Below are 13,640 nucleotides of genomic sequence, written 5' to 3' on the forward strand. Positions count from 1 at the left end.
GCTGCCGGCGGCCAGTGCCGCGCCGACGACCGACGGCGACCTTACCTACGCCGTGCTGGTGCAGCTGCTCGAGCAGGCGAAGCGGCAGACCGAGCAGCTGGCCGACGTGAAGGAGTGGCAGACGCGCCTGAGTGTGTACCTGCACACCGGCGAGGTCGAAGACGAACTGGCCGAGCGCAAGCAGGTCAAGCTGGAGAACGGCATCCGGGCCTAACCGAAAACTGCCCTAAAACCGATTTGTACCTGTATTAGTGAGTTTACGAAACTCATGCCCTAGGCGCATTTCGTAAACTTTGAATCGTAGACGGGTTTCTTAAACTCGTCACGTGCTGTAGTAGCTTGCGTGCCTCCTAAAATCGGGGTGCTGCTGGAGTTCATTAAACCGAGCGTATTAGTAGAGATTACAGCTTCCCGCCCAAGTCCCCTCCCATGTAGGCGGGGTGTAAGTAGGTTCCCAAAGGAGCGTAATCGACCGTCTTCGCGCGTTTGAGACGGCCGGCCTTGTCGTAGGTCAGCACCGTTACCACCCGGTCTCCGGCCGCGTTAGGCACCTCTTCGTTTACCAATTGCCCTTCTTTGGTATAGACGGACACCTTCGATGCCAAGCGTCCGAAGTGGTATTGCGCCTGCACCTGCAGCTCCCCAGTGGAGAAGAACGTGGCGTACCGTCCTTCGAGTTTTCCGTTTCGAAACGCGGCCTGAATGGATTTTGCGCCATGGTCGTAAAAGACCCACGGGCCATCCAAGACGCCGTCCACATAACTGATTTCTCGCTCCAAGCGCCCCTGTTTGTCGTAGGCCCTGAATAAGCCATCGGGCCGGCCCGCCCGAAAGGTCATTTCGCTGTCCACGCGCCCGGAGGGGTAGTATATAACGCGGGCGCCTTCAAACAGCCCGTTGACCAGCCGGTAGCGTTCAAGCAACTGGCCGTTTTTATAGAAGCGTCGCACCTCCCCGGGGAGCGTGTCAGCTAGTGCTTGAAAATGACGACATGACGCGGACTTTCCACTGGCAGCCGCCTGGTGAGCTTCTAGCAGGCCCCAAAGAAAGAAGAGCCCGTAGCGAATGTGCCAGCAGCATTTAGTCATCCCCAATGATACAGCTTGTTTACTTAAACGGTGGTTCAAATTAACGCTCGCTTATCGCGTTCAAATTAGAGTTCCTTTTTGAACACTTTTAGCAACCCGCCTGAAGGCCCCGAAAACGCTGTTTTTCGGGGCCTTTTTTCGGAGAGTAATTTGAACACTATATCTTTCAGAAAAACCACCCTTCTCGTGAACGAGCACACGGACCTATATTTTGGAATAACTTCCTGTCTGTACGGCCCGAGCGTGAAGCATCGGCTAGCAGCAGACAACTGACCTGGCGGGGTGCGCTATCTTCCTCACTCCATCCTTGCAACCACACGGCATGAAAAGCTTCGTCCGACAGGAAAAGGCCGTTGAAATCCGACGCTTCTTCGACATCGACACCTACGACCCCCAAGACGTGGCGGCCCTGCGGAAGCTGTTGCAAGGCCTCTTCTCGCCCGGGCAGCCCTTGTTCTTCTCCGGCATTCGGGAGCAATCGTTCACTTCGTCCGAGGACCTCGCGTTTTTGCGCGGGTACGTGCCGGCCTACTTTCAGCAGCATGGGCACTATGCGGTCGTTTCCCGCGTCGACCACACCCGGTTTCATGGCTGTGGCGCGCTGCCGTTTAATGACGCCACGCTCGATTTCATCTTCCAGCTGTGGGAGTATTTTCTACACCTGAATGTCTTCGCGCCGAAGCCTGTTTTCACGTGGCCCCAATTCGTGGCGGCAAAAGGGCTGTTTTTTCAACAATCAACCCCGCCCTTCGGCTCCTTGCACGCGAATGTTCTGGACGTCTTGCTTGAGAAAGATGCCGATGGCACTATGCTCGAGGTATCCCGGCGGGCCTGAGCCCAACGCCAACGTGTGCCTCTTGGACGCCGGCCAGGCGAGGCCCCACTCGTGTCCGTCCCAGCGGCAGGCGGGGGCCTCTCAACCACCTAAACTCTCAGTTTGCTAAACATCTCCAGCGCCTTTACAAAAGATGGCCAATAAGGCCGCTGAGGCATTTAGTGTGTTTAAGAAACTGGTCTAAGATTCGAAGTTTACGGAACGTACGAAAGCTATGAGTTTCATAAACTCGGTAATCTCCGACAAGCAGCCGTTTTCGGAGAGTAAATTTGAGTATGAGAGTCGCCCTTTACGCCCGCGTGTCGACTAGCGACAAAGACCAGAACCCAGAGAACCAACTGGTGCTGCTGCGCCGCGAAGCCGAGCGCGCCGGCGATATTATTATAAAGGAGTACGTCGACGAGAAGTCGGGTGGTAGTTCCAACCGCCGGGCCTTTCAGGAAATGATGAAGGATGCCGGGCGCCGGCGCTTCGACCTGGTGCGCGTGTTCGCCCTCGACCGCTTCAGTAGTGAGGGCATCGAGAAGGTGTTTGAGCACACGGCCGCGCTGGAGCAGGCAGGGGTACAGTTCTGGAGCTACTGCGAGCCGGCCCTGAATACGACCGGCCCCATGGCCAGCCTCTTCAAATCGATTATTGCTTGGGCTGCTGGCTACCGCAACCAGCGCCACTCGGAGAACGTGCGGCTGGGCCAGGCCCGCAAGCGCGCTCAGGTCGAAGCTGCAGGGGAGGAGTACGTACACGGCCGGCGGGCCACTGGAGGCGATGTGGTAGCTGAAGTGAAGCGGCTTGGCGCTGAAGGGCTCAGCCGGCGGAAGATTGCCGATGCCACCGGTGTGTCGGTAGGGACGGTACAGAAATACCTAAAAGAGGGATAGTTTGCCACCCTTTTTGCCACTGATTTAGTGACAAAGTGCGAAATCAGTGTTTTAACACAGTTTTTGCAATTATCAGCCAGAAGCCGGCAGAGTAGGGGCGGGAAGCGGGAGCGGGGGGTGCGGGCATGGGAGCCGCAAAGGTCGGCAGGAATGGTCGCGCCGCGGCGCCTAGCCCCCGCCCGCCGGGCCTATTCGTGGTAGCGACGGCGCCACACCCGGTACCAGTACCGGTTGGCCGGGTAGTGCCGCGTGGGCGTGAGGTTATTCAACACCAGCGCCACCAGCAACAGCAGTAGCGCGTTCACGAGCACGGGTGCCAGCACGTAGCCGTAGCCCAGCGCCTTGAACTGCGGCGAGCCAATGACGACAAAGAGCGCCGTGGCCCCACCGGGCGGGTGCAGCGTTTTGGTGATTTGCATGCCCACAATGGCCAGCGCCACGGCCAGCGCGCCCGCCAGCCAGGCCTCGTGCGGCAGCCAGCGCTGCATCATGACGCCGATGAGGGCGCTGCACATGCCCACCCAGCAGGTTGCGCGGCTGCGTCAGCGGGCTGTTGATGACCCCGTAGATGAGTACCGCCGACGCCCCGGACTAGCCGATGAGCAGCGGGCCATCGGCCGGCAGGCGCCCGCGGTTCAGCAGTCTAATCAGCCCCAGGTCCAGAAACGTCCAGAAGTATGCTTTGTAGCCGAACAGCGTTTCCTGGTATACAATCTTATCCGCCGGGCGTGGCGGCGCAAACGGGTTCGCATAAGGCAGCGGCGGCAACGACGAAATATGACCGGCTTAGAACTTGCTGGGGTCGCGGCCCTGGGCCAGCATGGCTTGTTGCAGGTCGGCAATCATGGCCTTCACCTTGGCGTCGGTGCCGGCCAGCATGTCGTACCAGGCTTTTTTCTTGAAGCCCTTGGGCGGCTCGGTTTGCTCCAGGGGGCCCATCGAGCCGTCGCGCCCCCCGGGCAGCAGCACCGAAATGTACTGGTGCTTGAAGCCGGTCATCACATATTTGTAGCGGCCATCCTTCACGTAAATGGTTTGGGTGTGGATGACGTAGCCCGCGGGCTGCTTGTTGTACACGTAGAGGATGCCGCCCTTGGCCAGCAGCTTGCCCTGCTCCTTATCCTTAATCTGCACCACGTCGTTGGCCGACTGGTAGGTTTTGGCCATCCATTCCAGCGCCCGGTCGTAGAGCTGGTCTTTGCTGGCGCCGGGCACTTCCACCACGGCCTCGTAGGTCACCAGCTTGGTGGCGGGGTCGAGGGGCAGCACCGGGGCAACTTCCTCCGGTTTGGGCAATGCGGGCTTGGGCAGGGCGTTTACATCAAAATTCTTCAGCCGCTGGGCCGGCACGGCGTACAGGTAGCCGCCTTGGCTCACCGTGGCCCAGCGCGCCGACCAGAAGCCCACCACCGGCACCTTCGCCCCCGCGGGCAGAAATAGCTCCGGCCCTTTGGTCGTGTCGCTCAGGCTCCGAAACAGCGGCGCCTTAAAGCCGACTTCAAATTCGGTGGGCGGCAAGGTGGCTTTCAGGGCCTGGGCCGCGGCGGGGGAGGCGCCGGCCAGGCCCAGCACGGCCGCCAGCAAAGTCAACGAAGAGAAAACGCGGGACACGACGGAAGCGGAGGGAAAGGACCGGAAGAATGAAAACAGCGAGTCAAACGAGTTTGCAAGTTACGGCTGCGGCGGCCTGCCGGCATCACCCTCGCGTCGGTATTGCCGGCCAGCGCCACGGCCAGCCAGGCTGCGTGCGGCCGCCGCTAAAACTTGCTGGGGTCGCTGCCTTTGGCCTGCATCGCTTTTTCGAGCCCGGCAATCATGGCCTGCACCTTGTTGTGGGTGCTTTGCAGCATCTCATACCACAGCTTGTCGCGGAAACCGGCAGGAGGCGTGGCCTGCTCCAGCGGGCCCATCGAGCCATCGCGCGGGCCATAGCCGGTGGCCACGGTGTTCTGGTGCTTGAAGCCGGTCATGAGGTAGGTACTTGTAGCGCCCGTCCTTCAGGTAAATGGTTTGGGTATGCACCACGAAGCCCACGGGCACCTTGTTGTCGTTGAAAAACAGAATGCCCCCTTTCGCCAGCAGCTTGCCCTGCTCCTTGTCCTTAATCTGCACCACGTCGTTGGCCGACTGGTAGGTTTTGGCCATTTATTCCAGCGCCCGGTCGTAGAGCGCATCCTTGCTCACGCCGGGCACCTCCACTACACCCTGGTAGGTTACCTGTTGGGCTTCGGGGTCGAGGGGTAGGGGCGTGCCATCGGCCAGGTGAGGCTTGGGGGCGTTGGGGCCCGCCAGGGCCGTGGCCGGTTCCACCAGCTTGTCGAAGGCTACCAGATAGGCGAAGCCGGTGCGCTTCACGACCAGCCAGCGTGGCGAAAGCTGCCCCACCACGCTCACTTCTTCGTGCGGGGCCAGCGAGAAGCTGGATGGCCGGGCCGTGTCGGCGGCGGTGCGGTAGAGCATGGCGCGCGCGTCGCCCACCCGATAGGTTGTCGGCGGCGCCGAGGTAGGCAGCTGCTGGGCCACCGCCGCTGCGGGCAGCAAAAGCACCACGCTTAAAAAACGCAACAACGAGAAAACACGTGGCACAACGGGAAAGGATAAGTAACTACGTTGATGGCAAACACGAGCCCACAAGTTAAGTAGCCGCGGGGCAGATGCCGGTGCGCCCGGGGCAAAACGCCGGTGCCGCGCGGCCCGTTAGACCCCCGATACTCCCGCACAACCCCTTTCCCATGCCCGCCCATCTTGGCACCCTGCGCACCGGCACCAGCGGCATCGTCGTGCCCGGCCCCAAGGCCACCTTTCCGGAAGCCTACCAGGCCACGAGCCGCCTCACCTACTACGCCACCCTGTTCAACTCGGTGGAGATTAACAGCACCTTCTACCGCATTCCGCAGCCCAAAACCTTTGCGGCCTGGGCTGCGGAAACCGGCCCTGACTTTGCCTTTACCCTCAAGCTGTGGCGCGATATCACCCACGCCAGGCCACTGGCCGAGGACCTCTCCGGCATTGCCCGCTTTCTGGAGGCCGCCCGGGAGCTGGGGCCTAAAAAGGGTTGCCTGCTCATTCAGTTCCCGCCCAGCAACACCATTCGCCAGCTACAGGCGGTCAGTACCCTCCTGGCTGCGCTTGCCGCGGCCGACCCCGCCCGCGAGTGGCGCCAAGCGGTGGAGTTTCGCCACCCCAGCTGGTATACCGATGATGCATTTGACATGCTGGACCACCACGGCGCCAGCCTCTTGCTGCACGACAAAGGCCCCGCCCGAAACGCCCAACTCAACGAGGGGACCGACTTTGTGTATATGCGCTTCCACGGCCCCAAGGGAAACTACCGTGAGTCCTACGAGCGCGACTTTCTGCACGACACGGCCGAGCAGATACACGACTACCTCCAGGAAGGGAAAGACGTGTATGCCTACTTCAACAATACCATGGGCGCCGCCTTTGAAAATGCCCAGGACCTGTACCGGCTGGTAGCCGAGCGGGCGTGAGCCGTACGACTCGTGGCACGGCCCGGCCGAGGTTCCCAGCCGGCCCCGCCAGCAGCCCTAGCCGCTGGCGGGGCGGGGGCTGCTTAAGCTACTCTGTTGGATGAATGGGGACCCCTCGCAGACGCGCGCTGACGGAGAGTAGTTTTCAGGCAGTAATTTAGACGTCTTTAGAAAACCCACCGTTTTCCTAAACGTCCATTGCAAGCTTTTGGGCAGCCCGCAAGGGTTAAGGCAAACAGGCTGGCCCGTCGACCCCTAAACTTATTTCATGAACCCTACAAATTTCTTGGCATTGGTCGGCTGTTGCTTCGTGTTGGACGCTTGTTCCCCGCCCACGCCCACGACTGCAGAACAAACGTCCGCAGCCGTTGACAGCTACGAAACCGGCCCGCTAACGCTTCAAGTGCCGAAAACATGGCGGCCGGTAGATGTTAGCAAGTTAAATTCGCTCAATGGCGTGCCGCAAGCGTATGGCTTTGAAAATGCGACCGCCACCGACGTGGCCTATGGCGAAAATTTCTTCATTCGATACACACCGTACGGGCAAGTTATGTCCCTTCGGCAATGGAGCGACACCTTGGTGGCCACCTTGCAGCGACGCTACGGCCGCGTCCGGGTGGTAATGGCCCACGACACCACGGTCAACCGCTTGTCGATAAGAATACTCGACTACGAGTTGCCAATGCAAACGCCTGTGATGCGTTCAACGGCAGTGTTTATCCAACAAGATAGCCTTCTCGCACAGATGGAATTTTCCGCTTTAAACCCCTCCACGCGAGAGTATCCCCAAGTGAGCGACGTGTTTGGTGACATCATCACATCTTTAGCACCTAAATAATCGAAACTAATTAAACCCTCTTGGTAAACTACTAGCAGGGCCTCAAAACTAAGCAGCTATCAAGCTGCTATAATAAGCCCACCCCGCCCCCTGCCAAAACGGCCGCCCCCCAAACCCGGCCCCAACCTTGCCCACGCCCCGGCAATGTTTGACTTCCTGAAATCCATCTCCGCCAAGAACCCCAACGCCGGGCGCGGCCCCGAAAAGCCCGCCGTATCTAAACGCTGCTGATTCTGCGGCCCGAGATTTTTACACCGCCGCGTCAAACACTTCGCTCCATTCCACGGCCAGCCCGGGCAGCACCGTGACGGGCATGGGGCCGGGTGCGGCGTACTCGCCGGCCACCTCGTAGCGGCCGTGCGCGTCCAGCACATAGGCCAGCACGGTTTGCTCGCCGGGAAACACCACCCAGTATTCGCGCACCCCGTTTTCCTCGTAGAGGTCGAACTTCGTTTTGGTGTCGTGCTTGAGGTTGCCGGGCGACACGATTTCGATAATCCAGTCCGGGGCCCCCACGCAGCCGCGCTCGTCCAGCTTGGTGGGGTCGCACACCACCATAAGGTCGGGCTGCACCACGGTCTGCACCTGTGCATCGCCTGCGCCGGCGTTGCGTGTGAGGCGCACGTCAAAAGGCGCGTAATACAGCTCGCAGGGGCTGCGCCGCAAATGGCTATCAATCGCAAAGCCCAGGCGCCGCGACACCTGCTGGTGGCGGCGACTGGCCCCGGCCATCGGCCGCAACACCTTGCCCTTTATCAGCTCCACGAACTCATCAAAGCGCCACGTCAGGTAATCGGCGTAGGTGTACACGCCGTTGGGGTCAAGCTGCGAGAGGGAGGTGATGGGGGCCATAGCGAAATGCAGTTGAAGGAGTTGCGGGCTCAAACAAAGATACAGCGGCTGGCGAAGGCGGCTAGCAATGTGTTGGTTCCCGCCCCGGCCGGAACCGCCAGCAGCCCCAGCCGCTGGCGGGGCCGGGGCTTCATAAGCTACTCTGTAGGATGAATGATTACCCCGCCTCAGCGGAAGACTTCTCTGGGGAGTGATTTGAACGCCTTTGTTTTTCCAGAAAAACTTACCGTTTTCGTAAACAGTCGCTATCATTCCTGACCCTAGAGCGATTTAGTCGAAATACCAACTCGTAAAGCCGCCCAACATCGTCAGCGCGGCAGCTAGCATCGCCGCCCACGCATAAAGGCGAACCCCGAGGCGTACCGGCACCTTGCTATGGGAAATCGCCACCAACAAAACCAAGCACACGGGCACCGTCACGAACTGCGCCATCAACAAGCCCATCACCGTCTCATCGAGCAACGGAAAATGGACTTCTGTGGTGTCGGGGCGTCCGTCAGCTCGGGGCCACTGCCCGTATGTCTGGTAGTACTGGTAAGCGAAGACCGCACACGCCAGGGCGAATGCCGCCGAGACCGAAGCACAGAGCCACAGCCAACGAGCCAAGGGGTTCTTTAATGGCTTGGAATCCATTTGCAATGCGTGTGTTATCGGTCGAAAACGGGTGAGTGATAAAGAAATTGCTCCTTTGGGTAAACTACTAGCAGTGCCTCAAAGCTGAGTGGTTAGTATTCCTTGTATTTAAAACCTCTGATATCCGCTATTTTGAAACTATTGCCTTGCTTGAGTACGGTTAGCTGAATGGTCACCTTGAACCGGGAAATATCATCCCCTAAAGAGACCGTATAGAAGTTGGCGCTTCTTGTATCTCTGCGCACTGCTAAGGTTTTAGTCCACGACAAATCCACGTCCTGCGATTGCGTGAACGGGTCCGCTTCTAAATGCCCCTGCCGGGACTGCGCGTCGATTTTACGCAGCAAGCCAGCCGTGCAATACTTTTTTGGAAGGGCATGTAGCTTTTTCAACGCATCCGTCGTGGGTAGCTCGGAAAACGCGGTGATGTACGCGGTATAAAATTCCTTTAGCATCGCAATTGCCTGCCTGTCAGTGGTGGTATTTTGTGCTTGCACACCGCAATAAGGGGATATTGACAGGCAGCAAATGAAGAATAGGGATAGTAGCGTTTTTGCCTTCATTCGTCGTGTCTGGTTTATGGTTGTTGTGGAAGCCCTGCGGTGGTTTACTGGATTGGTGCAGCAAAACGGTGAGTTAAGCTGCTAGTTAGTGCTTAATTCCGAGCATCCGAGTAGTCCCCTGCCAAAACGGCCGCCCCCCAAACCCGGCCCCAACCTTGCCCACGCCCGGGCCATGTTTGACTTCCTGAAATCCATCTCCGCCAAGAACCCCAACGCCGGGCGCGGCCCCGAAAAGCCCGCCGTGAGCGTGCGCGAGCGGGTATCGGCCCTGCGCCACCTGCCCGCCTTCCTGAAACTCATCTGGGCCACCAGCCCCGCGCTGGCCTCCGCCAACCTCGTGCTGCGCCTGCTGCGCGCGTTTCTGCCGCTGGCCACGCTCTACGTCGGCCGCCTGATTATCGACGACGTGGTGGCCCTCACCAAGCTGCCCGCCACCGCCCGCCAGCTCACGCCCGTGCTCACCCTCGTGGGCCTCGAATTCGGCCTCGTGCTGCTCGCCGATGCCCTGGGCCACGGCGTGGCCCTGCTCGACTCGCTGCTCGGCGACCTGTTCGCCAACCAGTCCTCCATCCGCCTCATGGAGCACGCCGCCCGCCTCGACCTCGACCAGTTCGAAGACAGCACCTTCTACGACAAGCTCGAGCGCGCCCGCCGCCAAACCCTCTCCCGCACCGTGCTCATGAGCCAGGTGCTGGCCCAGGGCCAGGATTTCGTGACGCTGCTGCTCCTCGCCGGCGGCCTCGTGGCCTTCCAGCCCTGGCTGCTGGGGCTGCTGCTGCTGGCCGTGGTGCCGGCCTTCCTCGGCGAGTCGCACTTCAACGAGCGCAGCTACTCCCTCTCGCACTCCTGGACGCCCGAGCGCCGCGAGCTCGACTACCTCCGCCAAACCGGCGCCTCCGACGAAACCGCCAAGGAAGTCAAGATTTTCGGCCTCTCCGATTTCCTCATCGGCCGCTTCCGCACCCTCTCCGACGACTTCTACCGCCAAAACAAATCCCTCGTGCTGCGCCGCGCCGGCTGGGGCACGCTCTTCGCCGCCATCGGCGCCGCCGGCTACTACGGCGCCTACGTCTACATCATCGCCCGCACCGCGGCCGGCAGCATCTCGCTCGGCCAGCTCACCTTCCTGGCCGGCTCCTTCGCCCGCCTGCGCGGCCTGCTCGAAGGCATCCTCAGCCGCTTCAGCTCCGTGGCCGACGGCGCCTTGTATCTCCAGGATTTCTTCGACTTCTTTGCGCTCCGGCCGCGCATCGTGCGCCAGGAGCTCACCGGCGAACGGCCCATTCCCTTCCCCCGGCCCATTCAGCAAGGTTTTCAGTTTGAAAACGTCGGCTTCCAGTACAAGAATGGTACAAAATGGGCCATTCGCAACCTCAACTTCACCCTGCAGGCCGGCGAAAAGCTGGCCCTCGTGGGCGAAAACGGCGCTGGCAAAACCACTCTCGTCAAGCTCCTGGCCCGCCTCTACGACCCCACCGAAGGCCGCATCCTCCTCGACGGCCACGACCTGCGCGAGTACGACCCCGCCGAGCTGCGCCAGGAAATCGGCGTCATCTTCCAGGATTTCGTGCGCTTCCAGCTCCCCGCCGGCCAAAACCTCGCCGTGGGCCGCATCGAGGAGCGCCACAACCAGCCCCGCATCGAAACCGCCGCCCACCAGAGCCTCGCCGACACCGTCATCGCCAAGCTCCCCCACGGCTACGACCAGATGATTGGCCGCCGCTTCAACGGCGGCGTGGACCTGAGCGGCGGCGAGTGGCAGAAAATTGCCCTCGGCCGCGCCTACATGCGCGACGCCCAACTGCTCATCCTCGACGAGCCCACCGCCGCCCTCGACGCCCGCGCCGAGTACGAAGTCTTCCAGCGCTTCAAGGAGCTCACCCAGGGCAAAACCGCCGTCCTCATCAGCCACCGCTTCAGCACCGTCCGCATGGCCGACCGCATCCTGGTCATCGAAAACGGCCAGTTTGTAGAAATCGGCTCGCACGAGGAACTGTTGGCCAAGGGCGGGCGCTACGCCGAGCTGTTCCAGCTACAGGCGGCGGGGTACCGGTAATCAGGACGATGTAGAGACGCGTATTCGCGTCTCGTCGTGTGTGCCGTGAGGACGGTCGTTCAACGACAAGACGCGAATACGCGTCTCTACATCGTTCAGCGGGCGGGCACGTATGGGGTAGAATCTCACGGTGGGTTGATGGCACTTTCGTTAGTCATTCCGGCTGTTTTGCTTTGATAATGATACTCCCCCAACTCTCCGCCGCCGACCGCGCCAAGCTGTACCTGCTGTATCACCTCAGCCCACTGGCGCCGCAAGAGCCCGCCGGGCCGCCCGCGCCGGTGCTGCGCATCGTCATCATCCGGCACGGCGAAAAGCCGGAAGAAGGCGACAACCTCTCCTGCGCCGGCCTGAACCGGGCCCTGGCCCTGCCCGCCGTGCTCAACCAGCTGATGCCCACGCCGCCCAACCTGGCCTTCGTGCCCGTCATCAATACCGGCGGCAAAGACACCACCCGCGTGCGCATGCTGCAAACCGTGATGCCCTACGCCGTGCAGCACAACCTCACCATCAACAGCAACTTCATGGTCGAAAATACCAAGGCCTTTGCCAAGCAGCTGCGGCACCTGCGGGGCACCGTGCTGGTGGTATGGGAGCACGACAACATCGTGGAAATTGCCAAAGACCTGGGCCTCGACGACGTGCCCGACTGGCCCGACACCGACTTCGACAGCATCTGGGATATTCGCTTCAGCGGGGGTGGGGCCAAGGGCAAGGCCAAGCACCCGGAAATGACCCGTAGCCGGCAGCACATCCGGCCTTCCTCAGTTTGCCCGGGGTAGCGGACGGCGGCAAAAAGGCCACTGGTAGCCCCAATGGGGCCGCCCGCGGCCACGGCGGAATTTTTGGCCGGCGAATACGACCTAAGTGCCTAGTATTTCGTAAATTGGTAACTGCGATTCACGCCAGTTCAAGCCGCCGATATGAAGTCAATTGTTACCGTTTTACTGGGTGCCGGCCTGGCATTGAATGGCTGCGCCTCGATGCGCGAAGCCCGCGTTGATTCAGATTACAGCTACCGGGGCAATTTCCGGCGCTACCGCACCTACGATTTCGTGAGCGGCACCGGCATCAGCGCCGATACCAGCCACCTGGGCCAGTCGTTGCGCGAAGCTATTGAGCAGCGCTTCCGGGCCCAGGGCTACCGCCGCGCCAACCGGCGGCCCGACATGCTAGTGAACTTCCGGGTGTACGAGGGCGACATGCGTTTCCACGGTTTCGACCAGGAAGACCTTAGCGCCTGGATTAAGCGCAACGTGGAGGAAAATGACGACACGCCCCAGGACCAGCGCCACGGCTACCAGCCCGTGCGCCTGCTGCTGGCCGAAGGCACCCTGCTCGTCACACTCATCGACGTGAAAACCAACCGCGCCGTGTGGAACGGCTACGCCTCGGGCGTGACCGTGCCCGAGGGCCCCATGGGCGAAATCGTGCTCAAACGCTCGGTGCGCTCTATTCTCGACCGCTACCGCGTCTTCACCGAGGAGTTTGCCAAAGGCAACGCCGACGATTCAAACCGATAGGCAGCAAGCCGGAGCACCCCGAAATTTTATTTCGGCCCGCGTGAACATCCATCGTTCCGGCGGGCCGAAATAAAATTTCGGGGTACTCGCTTTTACAGCCCCGCCCGGCGCGCCTGAATCAGCTCGGCCGCGATGCTGATGGCAATTTCCTCCGGCGTCTGGCTTTGGATGGGCAGGCCGATGGGGCCGTGCAGGCGGGCAATTGCATCCTCGGAAAAGCCTTCTTCGCGCAGGCCCCGGCGCAGCTCGGTCACTTTGGCCACGCTGCCCATCACGCCCAGGTAGCGGTAGGGCAGGGGTATCAACTGGCGCAGCACCACGGCATCGGTGCGGTAGCCCACGGTCATCACCACCACGTAGCAGTGCGGGCCGGGCGGCACGGCGGCAGCCACGCTTTCGTAATCGACGCGGTGGCGGTAGTGGGCCGCGTGGTTGTTGTCGAACGTGGGCAGGTCGGCGCGGTCGTCGAGCACGGTTAACTCGAAATCGAGGGCCGCCGCCACGTTCGAGAGGGCCAAACTCACGTGCCCGCCACCCACAATGGTGAGCTGGTCGCGGAAACCCAGGCGCTCGCGGTAGCGCCATGCCGGGTCCGGCTGGTAGTCGTAGAATGCGGCGGCTTCCGACTCGTAGGCGGACGCCGCTGCCAGCGCATCTTCAGCTTCTTGCGTTCCGGTCGTTGCATCGGCAGCAGCGGGTGCGACAAATTGTAAGCCAGTCGCCGGGCTCAGCTCCAGCCAACCGCCGCTGAGAGTTTGCAGGCTGCTTTCGATGGCGGCCACGGCAGGCAAGTCGGCGACCGTGAGCGGCCAGAGTAGCACGTCCTGCTCGCCCGAGCACATCATGCCCGAGCGGTCGGCGGGGGCTTCGCGGCGGTGCACCT

The 13,640-nt window shown here is 61.1% G+C and carries 17 protein-coding genes and 1 pseudogene; 8 read left to right on the plus strand and 10 right to left on the minus strand.

Annotated elements, in window-relative coordinates; genetic code table 11:
• The coding region (locus ACYVDE_RS05120) for a hypothetical protein (protein WP_460500393.1) at positions 1–214 on the plus strand (214 nt) is incomplete at its 5' end.
• Between the two features lie 187 nt (positions 215–401).
• On the opposite strand, the gene ACYVDE_RS05125 is transcribed toward ACYVDE_RS05120, so the two are convergent.
• The gene (locus ACYVDE_RS05125; RefSeq protein ID WP_460500394.1) at positions 402–950 is read right to left on the minus strand and encodes a toxin-antitoxin system YwqK family antitoxin; all 549 of its coding nucleotides are present in this window, start codon (positions 948–950) and stop codon (positions 402–404) included.
• Between the two features lie 460 nt (positions 951–1,410).
• On the opposite strand from ACYVDE_RS05125, the gene ACYVDE_RS05130 reads away from it, so the two are divergent.
• Entirely contained in the window at positions 1,411–1,923 is a 513-nt protein-coding gene (locus ACYVDE_RS05130; RefSeq protein ID WP_460500395.1) for a hypothetical protein, read from the plus strand.
• Positions 1,924–2,198: 275 nt separating this feature from the next.
• A complete protein-coding gene (locus ACYVDE_RS05135; protein ID WP_460500396.1) occupies positions 2,199–2,801 on the plus strand; it encodes a recombinase family protein in 603 nt (200 codons plus the stop codon).
• 188 nt (positions 2,802–2,989) lie between these two features.
• Here ACYVDE_RS05135 and ACYVDE_RS05140 read toward each other — a convergent pair.
• From ACYVDE_RS05140 to ACYVDE_RS05160, 5 genes and pseudogenes are all read right to left on the minus strand, one after another.
• Positions 2,990–3,371: pseudogene (locus tag ACYVDE_RS05140) on the minus strand (HPP family protein).
• A gap of 21 nt (positions 3,372–3,392) precedes the next feature.
• Positions 3,393–3,569, minus strand: coding sequence for a hypothetical protein (locus ACYVDE_RS05145; protein ID WP_460500397.1), 177 nt, complete (start codon positions 3,567–3,569; stop codon positions 3,393–3,395).
• Between the two features lie 18 nt (positions 3,570–3,587).
• On the minus strand, positions 3,588–4,412 hold the full coding sequence (locus ACYVDE_RS05150) for a DUF4468 domain-containing protein (protein WP_460500398.1): 825 nt from the start codon (positions 4,410–4,412) through the stop codon (positions 3,588–3,590).
• Positions 4,413–4,558: 146 nt separating this feature from the next.
• Entirely contained in the window at positions 4,559–4,771 is a 213-nt protein-coding gene (locus ACYVDE_RS05155; RefSeq protein WP_460500399.1) for a hypothetical protein, read from the minus strand.
• Between the two features lie 175 nt (positions 4,772–4,946).
• Positions 4,947–5,369: a hypothetical protein gene (locus tag ACYVDE_RS05160; protein ID WP_460500400.1), complete on the minus strand. Its 423-nt coding sequence runs from the start codon at positions 5,367–5,369 to the stop codon at positions 4,947–4,949.
• A gap of 164 nt (positions 5,370–5,533) precedes the next feature.
• On the opposite strand from ACYVDE_RS05160, the gene ACYVDE_RS05165 reads away from it, so the two are divergent.
• Positions 5,534–6,292, plus strand: a complete 759-nt coding sequence (locus tag ACYVDE_RS05165) for a DUF72 domain-containing protein (RefSeq protein WP_460500401.1) — start codon at positions 5,534–5,536, stop codon at positions 6,290–6,292.
• 268 nt (positions 6,293–6,560) lie between these two features.
• Complete coding sequence (locus ACYVDE_RS05170; RefSeq protein WP_460500402.1) at positions 6,561–7,130, plus strand: hypothetical protein; 570 nt, start codon at positions 6,561–6,563, stop codon at positions 7,128–7,130.
• A gap of 249 nt (positions 7,131–7,379) precedes the next feature.
• Here the strand turns inward: ACYVDE_RS05170 and ACYVDE_RS05175 are convergent, their stop codons facing one another.
• The 3 genes from ACYVDE_RS05175 to ACYVDE_RS05185 form a co-directional block, all read right to left on the minus strand.
• Positions 7,380–7,982: a Uma2 family endonuclease gene (locus tag ACYVDE_RS05175; RefSeq protein WP_460500403.1), complete on the minus strand. Its 603-nt coding sequence runs from the start codon at positions 7,980–7,982 to the stop codon at positions 7,380–7,382.
• A gap of 270 nt (positions 7,983–8,252) precedes the next feature.
• Positions 8,253–8,615 carry a hypothetical protein gene (locus ACYVDE_RS05180; protein ID WP_460500404.1) on the minus strand — a complete coding sequence of 121 codons (363 nt, stop codon included), beginning with the start codon at positions 8,613–8,615 and terminating at the stop codon, positions 8,253–8,255.
• 92 nt (positions 8,616–8,707) lie between these two features.
• On the minus strand, positions 8,708–9,112 hold the full coding sequence (locus tag ACYVDE_RS05185; protein ID WP_460500405.1) for a DUF3828 domain-containing protein: 405 nt from the start codon (positions 9,110–9,112) through the stop codon (positions 8,708–8,710).
• 238 nt (positions 9,113–9,350) lie between these two features.
• On the opposite strand from ACYVDE_RS05185, the gene ACYVDE_RS05190 reads away from it, so the two are divergent.
• The 3 genes from ACYVDE_RS05190 to ACYVDE_RS05200 all read left to right on the plus strand — a co-directional run bounded on the left by ACYVDE_RS05190 (position 9,351) and on the right by ACYVDE_RS05200 (position 12,757).
• Positions 9,351–11,234, plus strand: coding sequence for an ABC transporter ATP-binding protein (locus ACYVDE_RS05190; protein ID WP_460500406.1), 1,884 nt, complete (start codon positions 9,351–9,353; stop codon positions 11,232–11,234).
• A gap of 179 nt (positions 11,235–11,413) precedes the next feature.
• The gene (locus tag ACYVDE_RS05195) at positions 11,414–12,016 is read left to right on the plus strand and encodes a histidine phosphatase family protein (protein WP_460500407.1); all 603 of its coding nucleotides are present in this window, start codon (positions 11,414–11,416) and stop codon (positions 12,014–12,016) included.
• Between the two features lie 141 nt (positions 12,017–12,157).
• Entirely contained in the window at positions 12,158–12,757 is a 600-nt protein-coding gene (locus ACYVDE_RS05200) for a DUF4136 domain-containing protein (protein WP_460500408.1), read from the plus strand.
• Between the two features lie 92 nt (positions 12,758–12,849).
• Here the strand turns inward: ACYVDE_RS05200 and ACYVDE_RS05205 are convergent.
• Positions 12,850–13,640: XdhC family protein (locus tag ACYVDE_RS05205; RefSeq protein ID WP_460500409.1), on the minus strand; the 791-nt coding region annotated here is incomplete at its 5' end.

Source organism: Hymenobacter agri (assembly GCF_054778495.1).